The organism is Cecembia calidifontis (assembly GCF_004216715.1).
Classification (GTDB): domain Bacteria; phylum Bacteroidota; class Bacteroidia; order Cytophagales; family Cyclobacteriaceae; genus Cecembia_A; species Cecembia_A calidifontis.
The window spans coordinates 3,925,942-3,939,472 of record NZ_SGXG01000001.1 but is presented as its reverse complement, the minus strand read 5'-3'; the positions used below and the strand labels follow the sequence as shown (position 1 = coordinate 3,939,472).

Sequence of the window (13,531 nt, the reverse complement as noted above, 5' to 3'; positions counted from 1 at the left end):
AAGAAATTCCCGAACTAGACCAAAAATGAACACAAACAAGCAGATTCAAATCTCCAAACTAAAATCCTGCGGATTTTAGGGAATGACTTTTCCAATTGACCTTCGGGTAAACTCCACGTCCATGGTCAGTCATAATGACCATGGTTGTTTTGTCTCTATATTGGGAATCAGATTGAACAAATTCCCAGATTTCCCTTATGTATGCGTCTGTTTGTTGAGCAGAAAGTAGGTACTGGTCATATCGGTCATCATGGCTATAATCATCTGTTTCCCCATATCCAATATAAAGAACCTTTGGTTTTCTGGTCTTTAGTTCTTCCAAAGCAAAATGATGGGTGAAAAAATCCAATCTCACACCACCCCAAGGGCCTCTGATTTCATCTTGGGCCCTGTTTAAGAAAATTTCAATTTCTGTCAGGTCATTAGCTGAAACTTTTTCAAAACCAGCATTCAATTTCAGGTTATTTCTGTCTCTGTTAAGAATTGCAGGAAAAACATCCCAAGATGCAAAAGCAGCAACTTTTCCTTCAAAACCAGGTTGCCTATCTAAAAATTCAAGGAAATTTGGATTGGGATTATTTTCTTTGCTATTACTGTTGATCCTTTCATCATCAGGGTAACCTGCAAAAATTTCGTTATAACATGGTTTGGAAAATACCATTCTGTTTTTATCGTTGACTTTGCTCCCATATTTTCTATTACCATGGAGTTGGCCTTCTTTTGCAATCACTTGCCAGAAGAACGGCATTAATATCTCTCTCCTGATTTTCGGGTCTGAATTCCAAAATTGCCTTGTCAGTTTTTCCGGATTCTGGGCATATTTGGTGTCAACCACCAGAAGAGAATCTGCACCATAAAATACTTCTTGCCACCTCAATCCATCCAAAGTAATGAAAATGAGGTTTTCAGTTTTGTATTGCTGGGCAAAGGAACTTAACACAATTATGCTAAATAGGGCTATTAAAAGGGTCGCTTTTTTCATAAGGACTGGATTTTTGTGGTGTGAAGTTGTTTTTAAATAGAGTTTATCCCTTATCTTCTGAAGTTTAAACAAATCAAATCCTGCCTTAAATTTAAGGCAGGATTTGATGTCTTAAGTCTTATCTGACTACATCCCACCAAACCCTGGTTAGGATATTGTCGGGTCCCTGTCTTGATATTGCAGCCTTATAATTTTCCTCATTGAGTGCCTGTACTGAAGATGGGTACATAAATCTTCTTGGAACTTGGGTTTCAAATGCGGCAGGGCCTGGTTTTATATTTGGTATCCCTGTTCTTCTCCAATCGAACCAGTTTTCAAGACCAGAAAAGTAAAGTGCAAGCCATTTTTGAGTACCAATTTTCTGAAGTTTCTCTGATTGGCTTCCTGTGTAGGCCACTGATTCCTGTTCAACATAAGAATTATTGAAGACTAATTTATCCGCAATCTGGGGTAAATTAACCAGCCTATATCTCGATTCATAGTATTGGAATGATGCTTTAATTCCATTGATATAATATTCTTCAGCAGTACCTGTTGAGATGAATCCTCTTTCTCTGGCTTCTGCCAAAATAAACTGAAGTTCCGAATAATTCATCAAAATAGTCTGGTATCCGGTTGGATTGGCAAGAGGGGTACACTGATTACACGCCCACAATAATCCAACTCTGGAAATAAAGTTTGAACCTCCCTTTGAAGGATCCCCTGAAGGGGAGTATTGTAATGCTTCTTCGTCAGAAAGGCCATTAGGAACCCCTTGGTAATCGTTAACATTTCCGACAATACCGGCACCGGAGCTTGTTGTTGGTTGGGCATAAGCAAAAAGTCTTGGGTCATTTAGATCTTTCAGTGCTTTTTCCATGGTTTTACTCAACCTGAATTCGTCAAATGAACCTGATCTAGTTGTAAATAGGTCATGTTGGTTGGGTACATCGGGCAAGTGTTGTAAAACTGCATGGTCGTTGTTTCCGGTAAAAATTGGAAATTGAGCAGGGTTTGATAGAATCTGTTGCATTTCAGTGGATGGATTTTTTCTCAAGGAAATCCTCATCAATACCCTAAGTCGAAGGGAATTCGCAAATTTTTTCCATTTTGTAATATCTCCTCCAAATAAAATATCGCCTCTTACTGTTTCATTGCTTGAACCTAATAGTTCGTTGGCTTCTCTCAACTCTTTTAATATTCCTTCATAAATTGCCTCCTGTGTATCAAAAACAGGATAGTTGATTTGATCTTTTGCCAAAGTAGCCTGAGAGTAGGGGAGATCTCCATAAGCATCTGTCATAAATGAAAATTGGAATGCCCTGATTACTTTGGCGATGCCAACATAATTGTTCTGACCAAGAGGTTCCGAAATATTAATGATGTTGTTTAAATCTCTAAGGGAATTATAATAAGTACTATAAGGATTGCCAAATGGTCCCCAGTTATACCTGTCTTCATTGGTGAACTGAATTTTAGCAGTGTACTGCATGACTACATTCCCTATTCCCCAAGCCTGACTTGCTACTTGCCCGGCGGTACTTCGCAATACAGTGGGTAATAGAAGAGAGGAGGGTACTGTTTCTGGTGAGTTTGGATTGGAATTGATTTCTTCGAAATCACTTGTACAACTGCTGAACCAACTGATTTGAATGATCAGAAGGGCTGTCAATATTTTTATAAATTTAGATTTCATGATGTTGTCTTCCATTAGTTTTTAAAACTTTAGATTGATGTTGAACCCGATATTTCTGGTTGAAGGGAACGCCATGTTTTCAATACCAGGCTGAAGGGTTCCTCCTGACATGGATAAAGTTTCAGGGTCAAAGTGAGGGTTTTCTGTCCACAACGCCAGATTTCTTCCCACGAGAGATACTCTCACATCTTCAAATGGAATTTTTGAGAACCATCTTTTGGGAAGATTGTATCCAAATATTACCTCTCTGAGCTTCACATAAGAAGCATCATATTTTGCCGCTTCCACATTGTTTCTCTCGTAGTATCGGTTATGCCAGTTCCTGGAAGTAATCTTCACATCATTAGGTCTATATGTACCATCACCATTGTCAATAACTCCCGGGCTGATGATGCCATTTCCTTCAAGAGTAAGGTCGTAGCCATTCGCTCTACCCAAAAGAGTTTCTTCCAATTGCCCAGAAGTACTTCCAATTGTTTTGGTCCTGGATACAACGATTCCACCATATCTGATATCAAACAGAAAACCGAAAGTAAAATTCTTGTAGGCAAAATTGTTTTGTATGCCCAGCATCCAGTCAGGGTTGTAATTTCCTTGAAGAACCAATTCCGGGTCTCTGAGCGGTGTTCCGGTTGCATTATGGATGATTTCACCAAAAAATGGACTGTTGGGGTCTTTAACCCTGGCAAATCCTACACCGTAAATATTACCCATTCTTTCGCCGATTCTGGCCTGTATGAATGCACCATTGTTGCTAGTGAGTGTATAAGTGTCCAGACCATCGGTTAACTCTAATACTTTTCCACGATTTCTTGTGAAATTAGCCATAATATCCCATCTAAAACCACTTGCTCTTTTAATCGGGTTCGCCATGCCCACTATTTCAATGCCCTGGTTTTGAATTTTTCCAGCATTGATAATCCGGCTATTATAGCCTGTAGCAATGTCTAAGGTTATTGGGATGATTTGATCACGGGTTATATTATTGTAATATGTGAAATCTAGGCCTAATCTTCCTTCGAAGAACCTTAAATCAAGGCCATATTCCGCTGAAGCTGTCCTTTCTGGTCTTAAATTGGCATTGGAAAGCACTGATGATTCCGTCTTTGCCTGATTGCTTCCCCAAGCAATTTGGTTATTGAAGACATTGGTCAGACTATAAGGGCTAGTGTCATTTCCAACTTCGGCATATGCCGCTCTAACTTTTACCAGGGAAACACTTCTTGGCATTTGGACCATATCCGAAATAATGGCACTCAAAGTGGCAGAAGGATAGAAGTAGGAGTTGTTATCTATTGGTAAGGTTGAAGACCAGTCATTTCGGCCGGTAATATCCAAAAACAATATGTTTTTGAAACCAATCTGTCCAAAACCATACAAGGAATGGATTTTTTTCTTCGAATTGAATTGTTCTGACTGAAGAGCTACTGCCGTGTTGGTGAAATTATAAATTCCGGGAATCAATAACTCTGGTGCTACGACCTGAAGGAATCTGTTTTCCTGAAACATGATGTTGCCCCCAACAGCAATATTATAGGACCAAACAGAATTGCTTGTTTCAGAGTAAGTCAATAAAAAGTCCGAGTTTCTTTCATTAAAATAAAGATTATCCTCTCTGTAATGCCCTCTTGGAAATCTTTGGGTTGAGAATGCTCTTTTCCTGTCCCTCAATTCGCTATAATTATCCAATCCGGTTCTCAACATTAAATTTAGCTTATCGGTAAGCTTATAGTTGAGCATCACATTTCCAAAAATCCTGTCCTTTTTTTGTCCATTAGTGTTTTCGTATACCGTAAAGTAAGGATTGTCATGGTAATTGTAGTTATAATTGAACTGTTGAACTCCCTCTAAACCTGGCATCCAATAGTCTCTTAGATTTCTGGTATTTATTTGTCTTCCATACCAAATCCATAAATACATTAAGCTTTCTGTTCCATAACTTATATTAGGTCGGTTTCCAGAAATGGTATTTTGATAATTGGCCGTAACATTTAAAGTTAATTTTTCAGGAACAATATTAATTCCAGTATTTAATGCAAGTGTATTTCTTTTTAAATCGGTATTGGGAACAATTCCTTTTTGGTCAAGATTTGTCCAGGAAAATCTGACGTTGGCCTTTTCATTGTCGCCCGCAATTGAAATATTATTGGAAAGCGTTACACCTGTTCTAAAAAAGTCATTTACATTGTTTGGTTGAGAAACCCAGTCTGTTGGAATAATTACACTTCCACGGGGAGCATTTAAGTCTCCTCCTCTAAAACCAGGGACATCTCTGGGTGAGTCAAATTGTGGGATTTTTAGACCAATGTCCATTTGCGGTCCCCAACTTTCATCTACCCCATCCGCAATACCAGCGCCAGCTCCATTTACAAATGCAAATTGACCATTATTCCCTTGTCCATACTTGTCCTGCCATTTAGGCATGACTAAGGGATTATCAAAAGTAGTATTAGAGTTAACTGTAACACCTAAGCCTCTTTTTCCTTTACCGGATTTTGTTGTTATCAAAATGGCGCCATTGGCAGCTCTTGAACCATATAGAGCTGCTGCTGCCGGTCCTTTAAGTACAGTTACAGAGGCAATGTCATCAGGATTGATTTCCCCTGCTGCATTTCCATAATCCACTTCCAGACCTCCTCTGCCAGAAGAACCAACGATATTGTTTGAAATTGGAATTCCGTCAACAACAAAAAGGGGCTGGTTGGCATTGATGTTTAGAGAGGACTCTCCTCGGATAGTCACCCTACTTGATCCACCCAATGTGCTCGAGCCACTGGTTATTTGAACACCGGCAACCCTTCCACTTAATGAATTCAGAATGTTGGTTTCGCGGGCCTCTGAAAAACGGTCCCCATCTACTGTTTGGACTGCATAACCTAGGGCTTTTGCATCTCTCTCCATACCCAAAGCAGTAATCACCACTTCACTTATTTCAATACCTTCCTTGAGCGTAACATTGATGATATTTGCATTTCCTACAGCCTTTTCAACTTTTTCAAAGCCTATGTATGAAAACGAGAGGGTGTCAGAAGAATGTGCAAGAATGTTATACCTTCCATTAATATCTGCAACTGTACCTTTTGTCGTGCCTTTTATAATAATACTTGTTCCCGGCAATGGTTCTCCGCTAGGATCAGTAATTCTTCCTTCAACCCTCCTTTCTTGGGCAAAGGCGTTCATTACTAATCCCAAAACTAGGAAAAGTAATAAACCTGATTTCTTTAGATTAGTTAGCATGGTTTTTTTGTGTAGAAATTTTGAATACCTTTTGTTTAAAAGTTTTACCAAAGCTAAACTTCTGTAATGTGTTTTTGATTAAGTGAAAATTATCTTAAAGTGAATTAATTTTCTGTTAATTGGTAGATAAATAGGTTTTTAATAAGAAAAAACGAAGTTTTATAACTTAACATAAGGGTCCCAAAACAATTGTCTGTTTATTTATTGTTAGGGTTAAGTTAAGATAAAAAGTATACTTATATTAAACATTTTTTTGTTTTCTTCATGATTTTAGTTAGAAATTTTAGCGATTTCAAATAAAAAATCCATAAATTGAGTTAAATTTTCATGTTCTCTATTATAGCTACAACTTAGAGTTTTTGCAATGAAACTTTTGACCACCCAGGTAATGCTTTTTCTCCAGAATAAACCCGATAGGAGAAACTTCATCACTTTAGTACGTTTTTTAATCGTCTTGATCTTGCTGGTTGCTGTTTTCTCTGTATTGTTCCATGTGTTGATGGACAGGGAAGGCAGATACTTTAGCCCTTGGACAGGTGTATACTGGACATTGACGGTAATGTCCACTTTGGGATTTGGGGATATTACATTTGATTCTGATTTGGGCCGTTTTTTTTCGGTGGTGGTCTTATTGACCGGTATGCTTTTCCTCTTGATTCTTTTCCCTTTTACCTTTATCAACTTTTTTTATTCTCCCTGGATGAAAGCCCAAGAACAGGCCAAAGTACCCAGAGAAATACCTAAAGATACCAAGGGTCATGTGATTTTAACCAGGTTTGGTCCTGTCACGGAAGCTTTGATCAAAAAGCTTAACCGCCACAAATACCCTTATGTGGTTATAGTTCCTACCTTGGCTGAGGGCTTGGAATTACACGAACAGGGATACAACGTAATGCTGGGGCCTTTAGGAGATCCTGAGACCTATATCAAGGCAAGGGTGGAAAATGCGGCGCTTGTCGCGACCACAGAATCGGATGTGCTGAATACCAATGTGGCTTTTACAGTAAGAGGAATAGCAAAGGATGTGCCCATCATCGCTACCTGCAACTCGGAGGCATCGGTCGATATTTTAAAGCTGGCGGGCTGCAACCATGTACTCCAATTGGGAGAAAAAATGGGTTTGTTCCTTTCTCGAAGGGCGAATGGAGGGGAATCCAATACCCACTTGGTAGGAAGGTTTGGGGAATTGATCATAGCAGAGACCATGGTGGCAGGAACACCTATGGTGGGAAAGACCATCAAGGAAACCCGCTTAAGGAAGGATATTGGAGTGAATATTGTTGGTGTTTGGGAACGTGGGAAATTCAAGGCTGCAGACAGGGATGTGAAATTAACTGAAAATTCTGTTATTCTTTTGGCAGGATCGGCCAGGCAAATAGATCATTATAATAAGACGTACCAGGTATTTTGCGACAATCCGGCGCCGGTAGTTATTTTAGGAGGGGGTAGGGTAGGGCGTGCTACCGGAAAAGCTCTACAGGCAAGAAAGATTGATTATAGGATTGTTGAAAAAGATCCGATGAGAATAAGAAATGCAGAAAAAACAATCCTGGGCGATGCGGCAGAGCTTGAAATTTTGAAAGAGGCAGGCATAGACCAATCACCCTGCGTGATCATTACCACCCATGATGATGATGTCAATGTTTACCTTACAATTTATTGTAGGTCTTTGAGGCCTGATATACAGATAATTACCAGGACTACCTTAGAGCGAAATTTAGCTTCAATACATCGGGCAGGTGCAGATTTTGTCCTTTCCTATGCGTCAATGGGAGCCAATGCTATTTTGAACCTATTGAGGAGAAATGATATCCTGATGGTGGCAGAAGGACTGGATCTGATCAGGGTAAAAGTTCCTGACTCCCTGATCGGTAAGACTATCAAGGAATCTGCCATCCGAAAAAACACAGGTTGCACTGTCATCGCCATCAACTGTCAAGGTGAAATGAAAATCAACCCTGAACCCAAAATGGAATTTCCGGAAGGTGCAGAAATCATCTTGATAGGAACTGTTGAGGCTGAAAATGAATTTTTTAGAATATATGGAGAAGGGGATGGAAGAAAATAAATTTTAGATGTAGAAAACACCGATTTATTTCCAAAGCCCCCGGCGGTGCTGTCGGGCTTCTCTTTGTAATTGTACAAATAATTCGGAAAACCGTACATTCGGTGGGACGGTCATCGCAGTAGCATAGCCTTCCTTGACCAGGTGGGCATTCAGGAAAGTACCATCTTCCAGATAAACATAAGCCAAGGTTCTTTTATACCTGTCATATTTGGACACATCAAATTCCAACCGTACCCTTTTTCCCCGAAGTAACTTTTCCACATAAGCTGATGCTTCCTTTCCAAAATGTTCAATTTCTTTTCTTCCTGTCCGCCGGGCTTCAGGTGCATCTACCCCTATCAATCTGATTTTTTCAGGCTTTCCCCCTCCATTGATAATCCAAAAAGTATCCCCATCTACAAATTTTGAGATTTCAAACCACTGATGTTTTTCCCTTTGTGCTTGGACAGCTGAAGAAAAGAAAAAAAACAATAGGAATAGAAAAATATAAAAACTGTGTTGAATACGCATATTGGTTTAGATAAACTTACTTCCAAAAATAAGGCCAGTCTAAATAATCCCAATGATGGTGATGAAACTTTTGGAAAGTTAAAAGCTCCTTCATGTTTTTTTGAGAGGAGGGGGAAAAATTTAATACCTAAAATCCGCAGGATTTTAGTTTGGAGATTTGAATCTGCTTGTTTGTGTTCATTTTTGGTCTAGTTTAGGAATTTCTCCCATTTGATTGAAGTGTATTTGTAGTTTTGAGACAATGGATTTTAGGTTTGAGGGTGAAGTGGACGGTTTAGGCCTTTAATTTTTATGGAAAAGGCATACCTCTTTCCTGTAAATCTTTGTTTTTTGAGCCCCTTGGGTGTTTTTGTCTGAATTTAGTTCAAAATCGGCTTGTAATCCTTACTCGTGAACAGTTTGAGCACTTCTCTTCTTCCCGTTCTTATCCACTTGGCTGAAACAGTGATAAATCTGAAGATAAACTTCTTGAGCCTGTCGGTAGGCTTAAGCCAATCAACTTTTCTGGAATACTCTCCAATAATATAGGTGTAAAAATTGGCATACATAGCCGTCATAAGCATAAAGGAAGTATTCTCTGCCAGAAACGAACAGGGCAACTTAGACCAGCCAAAGTCGTTGTTGAGTACATCAAACAAGCGTTCGCTTGCACCCCGGGCGTTATAAAACCTTACAACAGCTTCATTGGACGATGTATGTTCATTGGTCAGAATAGCCCTATAAGTAAATGCATCTCCACTGAATACATCTGTCTGCCCGTCTTTACGCCTGATTCTGGTAATGACCAGCCTGTAAGATCTGTCTTTACTGAAAGGTTTGTAGTCGGATAGGTCAGTAACTTCCATTTCCTGTACCCCCAAACGTATTTTCTGCCACTTCTCAGGGGCTATACTTCCAAGGATATTATCCAGTTTGGCACATCTGTTTGCCCGTATATAAAAGCTTTCGGTATGTGTTTCCAGTGCGCGGAGAACTTCTTCCTGATAGGATGCTGAATCGGCTCTGAACCTTCCGATACGGATATTTTCATTGGTAAGCTGCCCAAACATGCGGGTAAGCGTATCAGCCTGCAAATATTTGGCCTGACTGTTGCCATTTCTGCCCTCTACGTACACAGGAATGGCCTGTGAAAATTCAGGATGTGCTATGGAAGCTACACCTGGCTGATATCCATAGACGTGTTTATATGTTTTATTTGCGTCGTACTTTTCAGTTGGAATGACGGTGTTGTCATAATCGAGGTCGTAAGCAACACCTGATTTGAGTAATCCGGTCTTACAAGCTGATTTTAACAACAAGCTGTTGAGCTTTCCATTGATATTAAATTCATGGCTCACTCCACTGGACGGGTTTATAAATATCTCTGTTTCAACAGCAAGCTCTTTGATTCCCCTTAAAATTGTATCTGCACTGCATACTGAAAATGAAGGGATCTGTTCCAGAGCGTCTCTCAGGTGGACATTGATATCCTCAGTACAGTCACCACCATTAAAGAAAATTGCCATATGATTGGCGAAAATGTTACTGTATGAAAACCCTCCTCTTAAGGATCTAGCTCCTAAATGATTATCAATGAGTTTTGGGAGACCTGAATTTTTTAAAGAGTTAAAAACAAAATTAAAACCTCCGAAAGGTGTGATTTTTTCTGTCGAATTCGTAATTTTCATACCGCTTATCAAGGATGTGAGGTAACACCTAAATAAGTGAAAAAAAACGAGCCGGAAAAGCCTGAATTGAATAAATTCAGCCACTTTTTCGGCTTTTTTTAAATCCGCACTGCGGATTTAAGGTAATAATCAAAAATTTCAGTTTTTATCCCTCAGAAATGGTACAAACCGTACGCTGCTGATAAAACGGGTCTTGAATTTTCCCTTGATTTTTTCTCCCAAAATGAGTTGCTGAATTTTCCCTTCTTCACCGACAGGAATGATCATTCTGCCCCCCTCTGCCAATTGGTCTATCAAGGGCTGTGGAATCTGTTCCGGAGCAGCTGTCACAATAATGGCATCAAATGGGGCTGCTTCCGGCCAACCTTTGTAGCCATCTCCGATCCGGACCTGTATATTTTTGTATCCCAAAGATTTTAGATCCCTTTCAGCCCTCAGCCCAAGCCCTTCAAAAATTTCAATCGTATATACCTCTTCCACAATTTCAGCCAATACGGCTGCCTGATATCCGGAACCTGTGCCGATTTCAAGGACCTTCATGTTTTTTTGGGGCTTGATCAACTCGGTCATTAAGGCCACTATGTAAGGTTGTGAAATGGTCTGCCCCTCTCCAATAGGCAAAGGCATATCATCGTAGGCATATTTTCTCACTTTTTCAGGGACCAAAAGATGCCTGGGGACTTTGCGCATGGCCTCAAGTACTGATTTATCCTTGATTCCCCTTTGGGCAAGCTGGTTTTCCACCATTAATTCCCTTTGGTTTTTAAAATGGTCTGCCTGAAATACAATGACCAAGAGCATAAAGCAGATCAATTTCATAGTCCATCAGCCTTAGACTATAAAATCTACGATATTTTACCCTGAATTAAAAGAAATTCAACGAACAATAATGTCTCAGGCTGATTCCGGATTTTACTGTCTTAATTTGTGTACCTTAATAAATGGTAGGCTAATTTCTCCTCAATTCATAAACGCTGTACCTTGTAACTTCTTCTTCCATCTCTTCATTGGCTTTTTCTTTTACAAGGAGTTTCTTTCCTGGAAGGGCAAACAAGATGCTGCCTTCAGGTAAAGCCAATTCACCTTCCAATTGCTTTCCGTTTTCAAAAATTACTAAGTTTAATTTGTCCTGTTGCTCTAAAATAGAGAATGGTTTTTCTTCTGAGTTTCTTGCCTCAAAAACTGGTTTACTAACTCCCTGATAATAGCTCAGCATCCAGGTATTTTCCCCAAGGTTAAGTAATTGCCGGTTTCTTCCCGGTAAATTGGCCAGGTCTTTTACCCTTGGATCATCCGGGGCTAGACCAATAGGTAAGGGGTTTGCTTTTTGAAATTGGCTATGCCTGATGGGGATTTTACGCAGTAGCTTAAAATCTTCAACTAAGTCATAGACATGGATAGCATCATCAAGGTTGTGCACCAGAAACAATTCGCCACCATCTACAAAATAACTTTTGCCCATGAGGTTGTAGTAAATTTGATCTGTCTTTTTATAGTAAGAATCTTTCTCATAAGGCAGCACGGATTTGGTTTGTCCGGACTCGGTTTTAATCAAAGTGAAGTTTTGTAAAGTATCCCTTCCTTCTTCTGTGAAAATCAGGTGATGTGCTGAAAGGAATGTACTCGGTCCTACCAAATAGCGGATATTTCCATTATCCTCAAAGTATGCGGTTTTTCCAATGGGGATATTAGCCCTGATGGGAAGGGGTGAAGGTATCCTGAAATCATCGACAATTTCATAATCGGAATTGTAAGCAATGAGCCGGAATGGAAATTGAAAAACACGTTTTCGTTCAGGACCAAAGCTCAGTCCCAATGGATTCCAGGTGCCATAACGATTGGGGCCATCTCCATTTCGGCTTACCCTCTTCAGGATTTCACCTTTTGGCGATACTTCCAAAATCTCGTTTTGTACTTCAGAAAACCCTAAAAATATCCCTTCTTCTGGACTGAAATCCGTTAAATGCACCCGGGTGAAATTCTCAATTTCAAAAGAATCCACTTTGATCAATTCAAAGCTTAAGCTTTGTTCATTGAAAGAAACGTTTTTGTTGCCGCAGGAAATTAAAAACAATCCCGCTAGGCACTTGAGTAGCGTCTTCATGATTCACTATTTTTTAATTTTTCAAATTAACGAAAGACTTAATAAAAAAACAAGTCAATCCTTAAAAGTAACTTCTATCCTGTTTCCATCAGGGTCCAAGGTTTCAAATTCGTAATACCCATCACCTGTGGTCCTTGGTCCACGGAGGATTTCAAAGCCCGCTTTTTTCAATTCTGCTGCCTTGACATCCACTTCCTCCTTGGTACCTACGCCGAAAGCCAAATGGATCAAACCCAAGTGCTGATTCGTTTTTCGGTCATTTAGATTTTCTGGAATTCCTTCTTTCTGCATGATTTCAAGTCGGGCCCCCGAAGAAAATGATAGAAAATAACTGTTAAAACCCGTGTTGGGGTTATGGTAGAGTTTGTTAGGAATCCCACCAAAATACATTTGGTAGAATTCTTTCAATCTTTCCAGGTTGTCCGTCCATACGGCTACGTGTTCCAGAATCATATTTCAATTGGCTTGAATGCGGTTGTCTTGACTTCTAACAGGCAAGTTCCCGATTTTTATAACCGCTTTTCAAGTTAAGCATTTTTTGTAGATGGGTTCTTGCTCTGCTCAGCTGCGACTTGGAGGTGTTTTCACTGATATGAAGCTTCTGTGCAATTTCCTGATGGCTGTATCCTTCAATAGCATATAAGTTGAAAACTGTTCTGTATCCCATGGGCAGGCTATTGATGAGTTTCATAATGTCTTCCACAGCCAGTTCATCCGAAGGCTGATGATATACAGGAGCAGGCAAAACCGCATCAATTCCAATCTCATTATAGAGGTTTTTTTCCTTTTCTAGATACATCAGACATTCGTTGACCATGATCCTACGGATCCAGCCCCCAAAACTTCCTGATCCTTTAAATTGGTGGATCCGGTCAAAAACCTTCATAAAGCCGATGATCAATACATCTTCCGCTGCTGCCCTTTCTTTGATGTAACGTAAACATAACGCAAACATTTTGGAAGAATAATGATTGTAAACTGCCTTTTGGATATTGGGATTCTTCTCGAGGCAGCCTTTGTACAATTCTGTTTCCGAATAAAAGCTCTGTTGTTTCATGGTGGTATAAATAATAGTTGGTTTGAAAAAAACTGTTTTCAATAAAGAACTGTACAAAATTGCTGATAATCAGAAGTTAGTGAAATCACATAAATGTGTGAAAATCCTTCTGTGGGTAATCAATTATTAAAATTGAAACATGCTTTTTTTGAGGCAATGATTGTTCAGTTGTTTTCTTGCCGTTTTCAAAAAAATCTAACTTTCAGGGTTATGATTGCCATATTTTTAAAT

The 13,531-nt window shown here is 39.5% G+C and carries 10 protein-coding genes; 1 reads left to right on the top strand and 9 read right to left on the bottom strand.

The window, feature by feature from the left end; translation table 11 throughout:
• Window positions 1-58 precede the first annotated feature (58 nt).
• The 3 genes from BC751_RS16855 to BC751_RS16845 all read right to left on the bottom strand — a co-directional run bounded on the left by BC751_RS16855 (window position 59) and on the right by BC751_RS16845 (window position 5,894).
• Window positions 59-982, bottom strand: coding sequence for a phosphoglyceromutase (locus BC751_RS16855; protein WP_130276664.1), 924 nt, complete (start codon window positions 980-982; stop codon window positions 59-61).
• A 118-nt stretch (window positions 983-1,100) separates the two neighbouring features.
• Complete coding sequence (locus BC751_RS16850) at window positions 1,101-2,657, bottom strand: SusD/RagB family nutrient-binding outer membrane lipoprotein (protein WP_130276663.1); 1,557 nt, start codon at window positions 2,655-2,657, stop codon at window positions 1,101-1,103.
• 21 nt (window positions 2,658-2,678) lie between these two features.
• The gene (locus tag BC751_RS16845) at window positions 2,679-5,894 is read right to left on the bottom strand and encodes a SusC/RagA family TonB-linked outer membrane protein (RefSeq protein ID WP_130276662.1); all 3,216 of its coding nucleotides are present in this window, start codon (window positions 5,892-5,894) and stop codon (window positions 2,679-2,681) included.
• Between the two features lie 364 nt (window positions 5,895-6,258).
• Here BC751_RS16845 and BC751_RS16840 point away from each other — a divergent pair, with 364 nt between their 5' ends.
• Window positions 6,259-7,962, top strand: coding sequence for a potassium channel family protein (locus tag BC751_RS16840; protein ID WP_130276661.1), 1,704 nt, complete (start codon window positions 6,259-6,261; stop codon window positions 7,960-7,962).
• 24 nt (window positions 7,963-7,986) lie between these two features.
• On the opposite strand, the gene BC751_RS16835 is transcribed toward BC751_RS16840, so the two are convergent.
• From BC751_RS16835 to BC751_RS16810, 6 genes are all read right to left on the bottom strand, one after another.
• On the bottom strand, window positions 7,987-8,472 hold the full coding sequence (locus tag BC751_RS16835; RefSeq protein ID WP_130276660.1) for a thermonuclease family protein: 486 nt from the start codon (window positions 8,470-8,472) through the stop codon (window positions 7,987-7,989).
• 359 nt (window positions 8,473-8,831) lie between these two features.
• Window positions 8,832-10,139 (bottom strand): IS1380 family transposase, encoded by a 1,308-nt coding sequence (locus BC751_RS16830; protein ID WP_130276659.1) that lies wholly within the window; start codon window positions 10,137-10,139, stop codon window positions 8,832-8,834.
• A 138-nt stretch (window positions 10,140-10,277) separates the two neighbouring features.
• Entirely contained in the window at window positions 10,278-10,958 is a 681-nt protein-coding gene (locus tag BC751_RS16825) for a protein-L-isoaspartate(D-aspartate) O-methyltransferase (RefSeq protein WP_130276658.1), read from the bottom strand.
• Window positions 10,959-11,088: 130 nt separating this feature from the next.
• A complete protein-coding gene (locus BC751_RS16820) occupies window positions 11,089-12,243 on the bottom strand; it encodes a hypothetical protein (protein ID WP_130276657.1) in 1,155 nt (384 codons plus the stop codon).
• 54 nt (window positions 12,244-12,297) lie between these two features.
• Window positions 12,298-12,696 carry a VOC family protein gene (locus BC751_RS16815; protein WP_106565790.1) on the bottom strand — a complete coding sequence of 133 codons (399 nt, stop codon included), beginning with the start codon at window positions 12,694-12,696 and terminating at the stop codon, window positions 12,298-12,300.
• A 34-nt stretch (window positions 12,697-12,730) separates the two neighbouring features.
• A complete protein-coding gene (locus tag BC751_RS16810; RefSeq protein ID WP_130276656.1) occupies window positions 12,731-13,300 on the bottom strand; it encodes an RNA polymerase sigma factor in 570 nt (189 codons plus the stop codon).
• Window positions 13,301-13,531 lie beyond the last annotated feature (231 nt).

Coding starts and splice junctions, on each gene's coding strand:
- BC751_RS16855 (WP_130276664.1), bottom strand. CDS start 982: ATGAAAAAAGCGACCCTTTTAATAGCCCTATTTAGCATAATTGTGTTA.
- BC751_RS16850 (WP_130276663.1), bottom strand. CDS start 2,657: ATGAAATCTAAATTTATAAAAATATTGACAGCCCTTCTGATCATTCAA.
- BC751_RS16845 (WP_130276662.1), bottom strand. CDS start 5,894: ATGCTAACTAATCTAAAGAAATCAGGTTTATTACTTTTCCTAGTTTTG.
- BC751_RS16840 (WP_130276661.1), top strand. CDS start 6,259: ATGAAACTTTTGACCACCCAGGTAATGCTTTTTCTCCAGAATAAACCC.
- BC751_RS16835 (WP_130276660.1), bottom strand. CDS start 8,472: ATGCGTATTCAACACAGTTTTTATATTTTTCTATTCCTATTGTTTTTT.
- BC751_RS16830 (WP_130276659.1), bottom strand. CDS start 10,139: ATGAAAATTACGAATTCGACAGAAAAAATCACACCTTTCGGAGGTTTT.
- BC751_RS16825 (WP_130276658.1), bottom strand. CDS start 10,958: ATGAAATTGATCTGCTTTATGCTCTTGGTCATTGTATTTCAGGCAGAC.
- BC751_RS16820 (WP_130276657.1), bottom strand. CDS start 12,243: ATGAAGACGCTACTCAAGTGCCTAGCGGGATTGTTTTTAATTTCCTGC.
- BC751_RS16815 (WP_106565790.1), bottom strand. CDS start 12,696: ATGATTCTGGAACACGTAGCCGTATGGACGGACAACCTGGAAAGATTG.
- BC751_RS16810 (WP_130276656.1), bottom strand. CDS start 13,300: ATGAAACAACAGAGCTTTTATTCGGAAACAGAATTGTACAAAGGCTGC.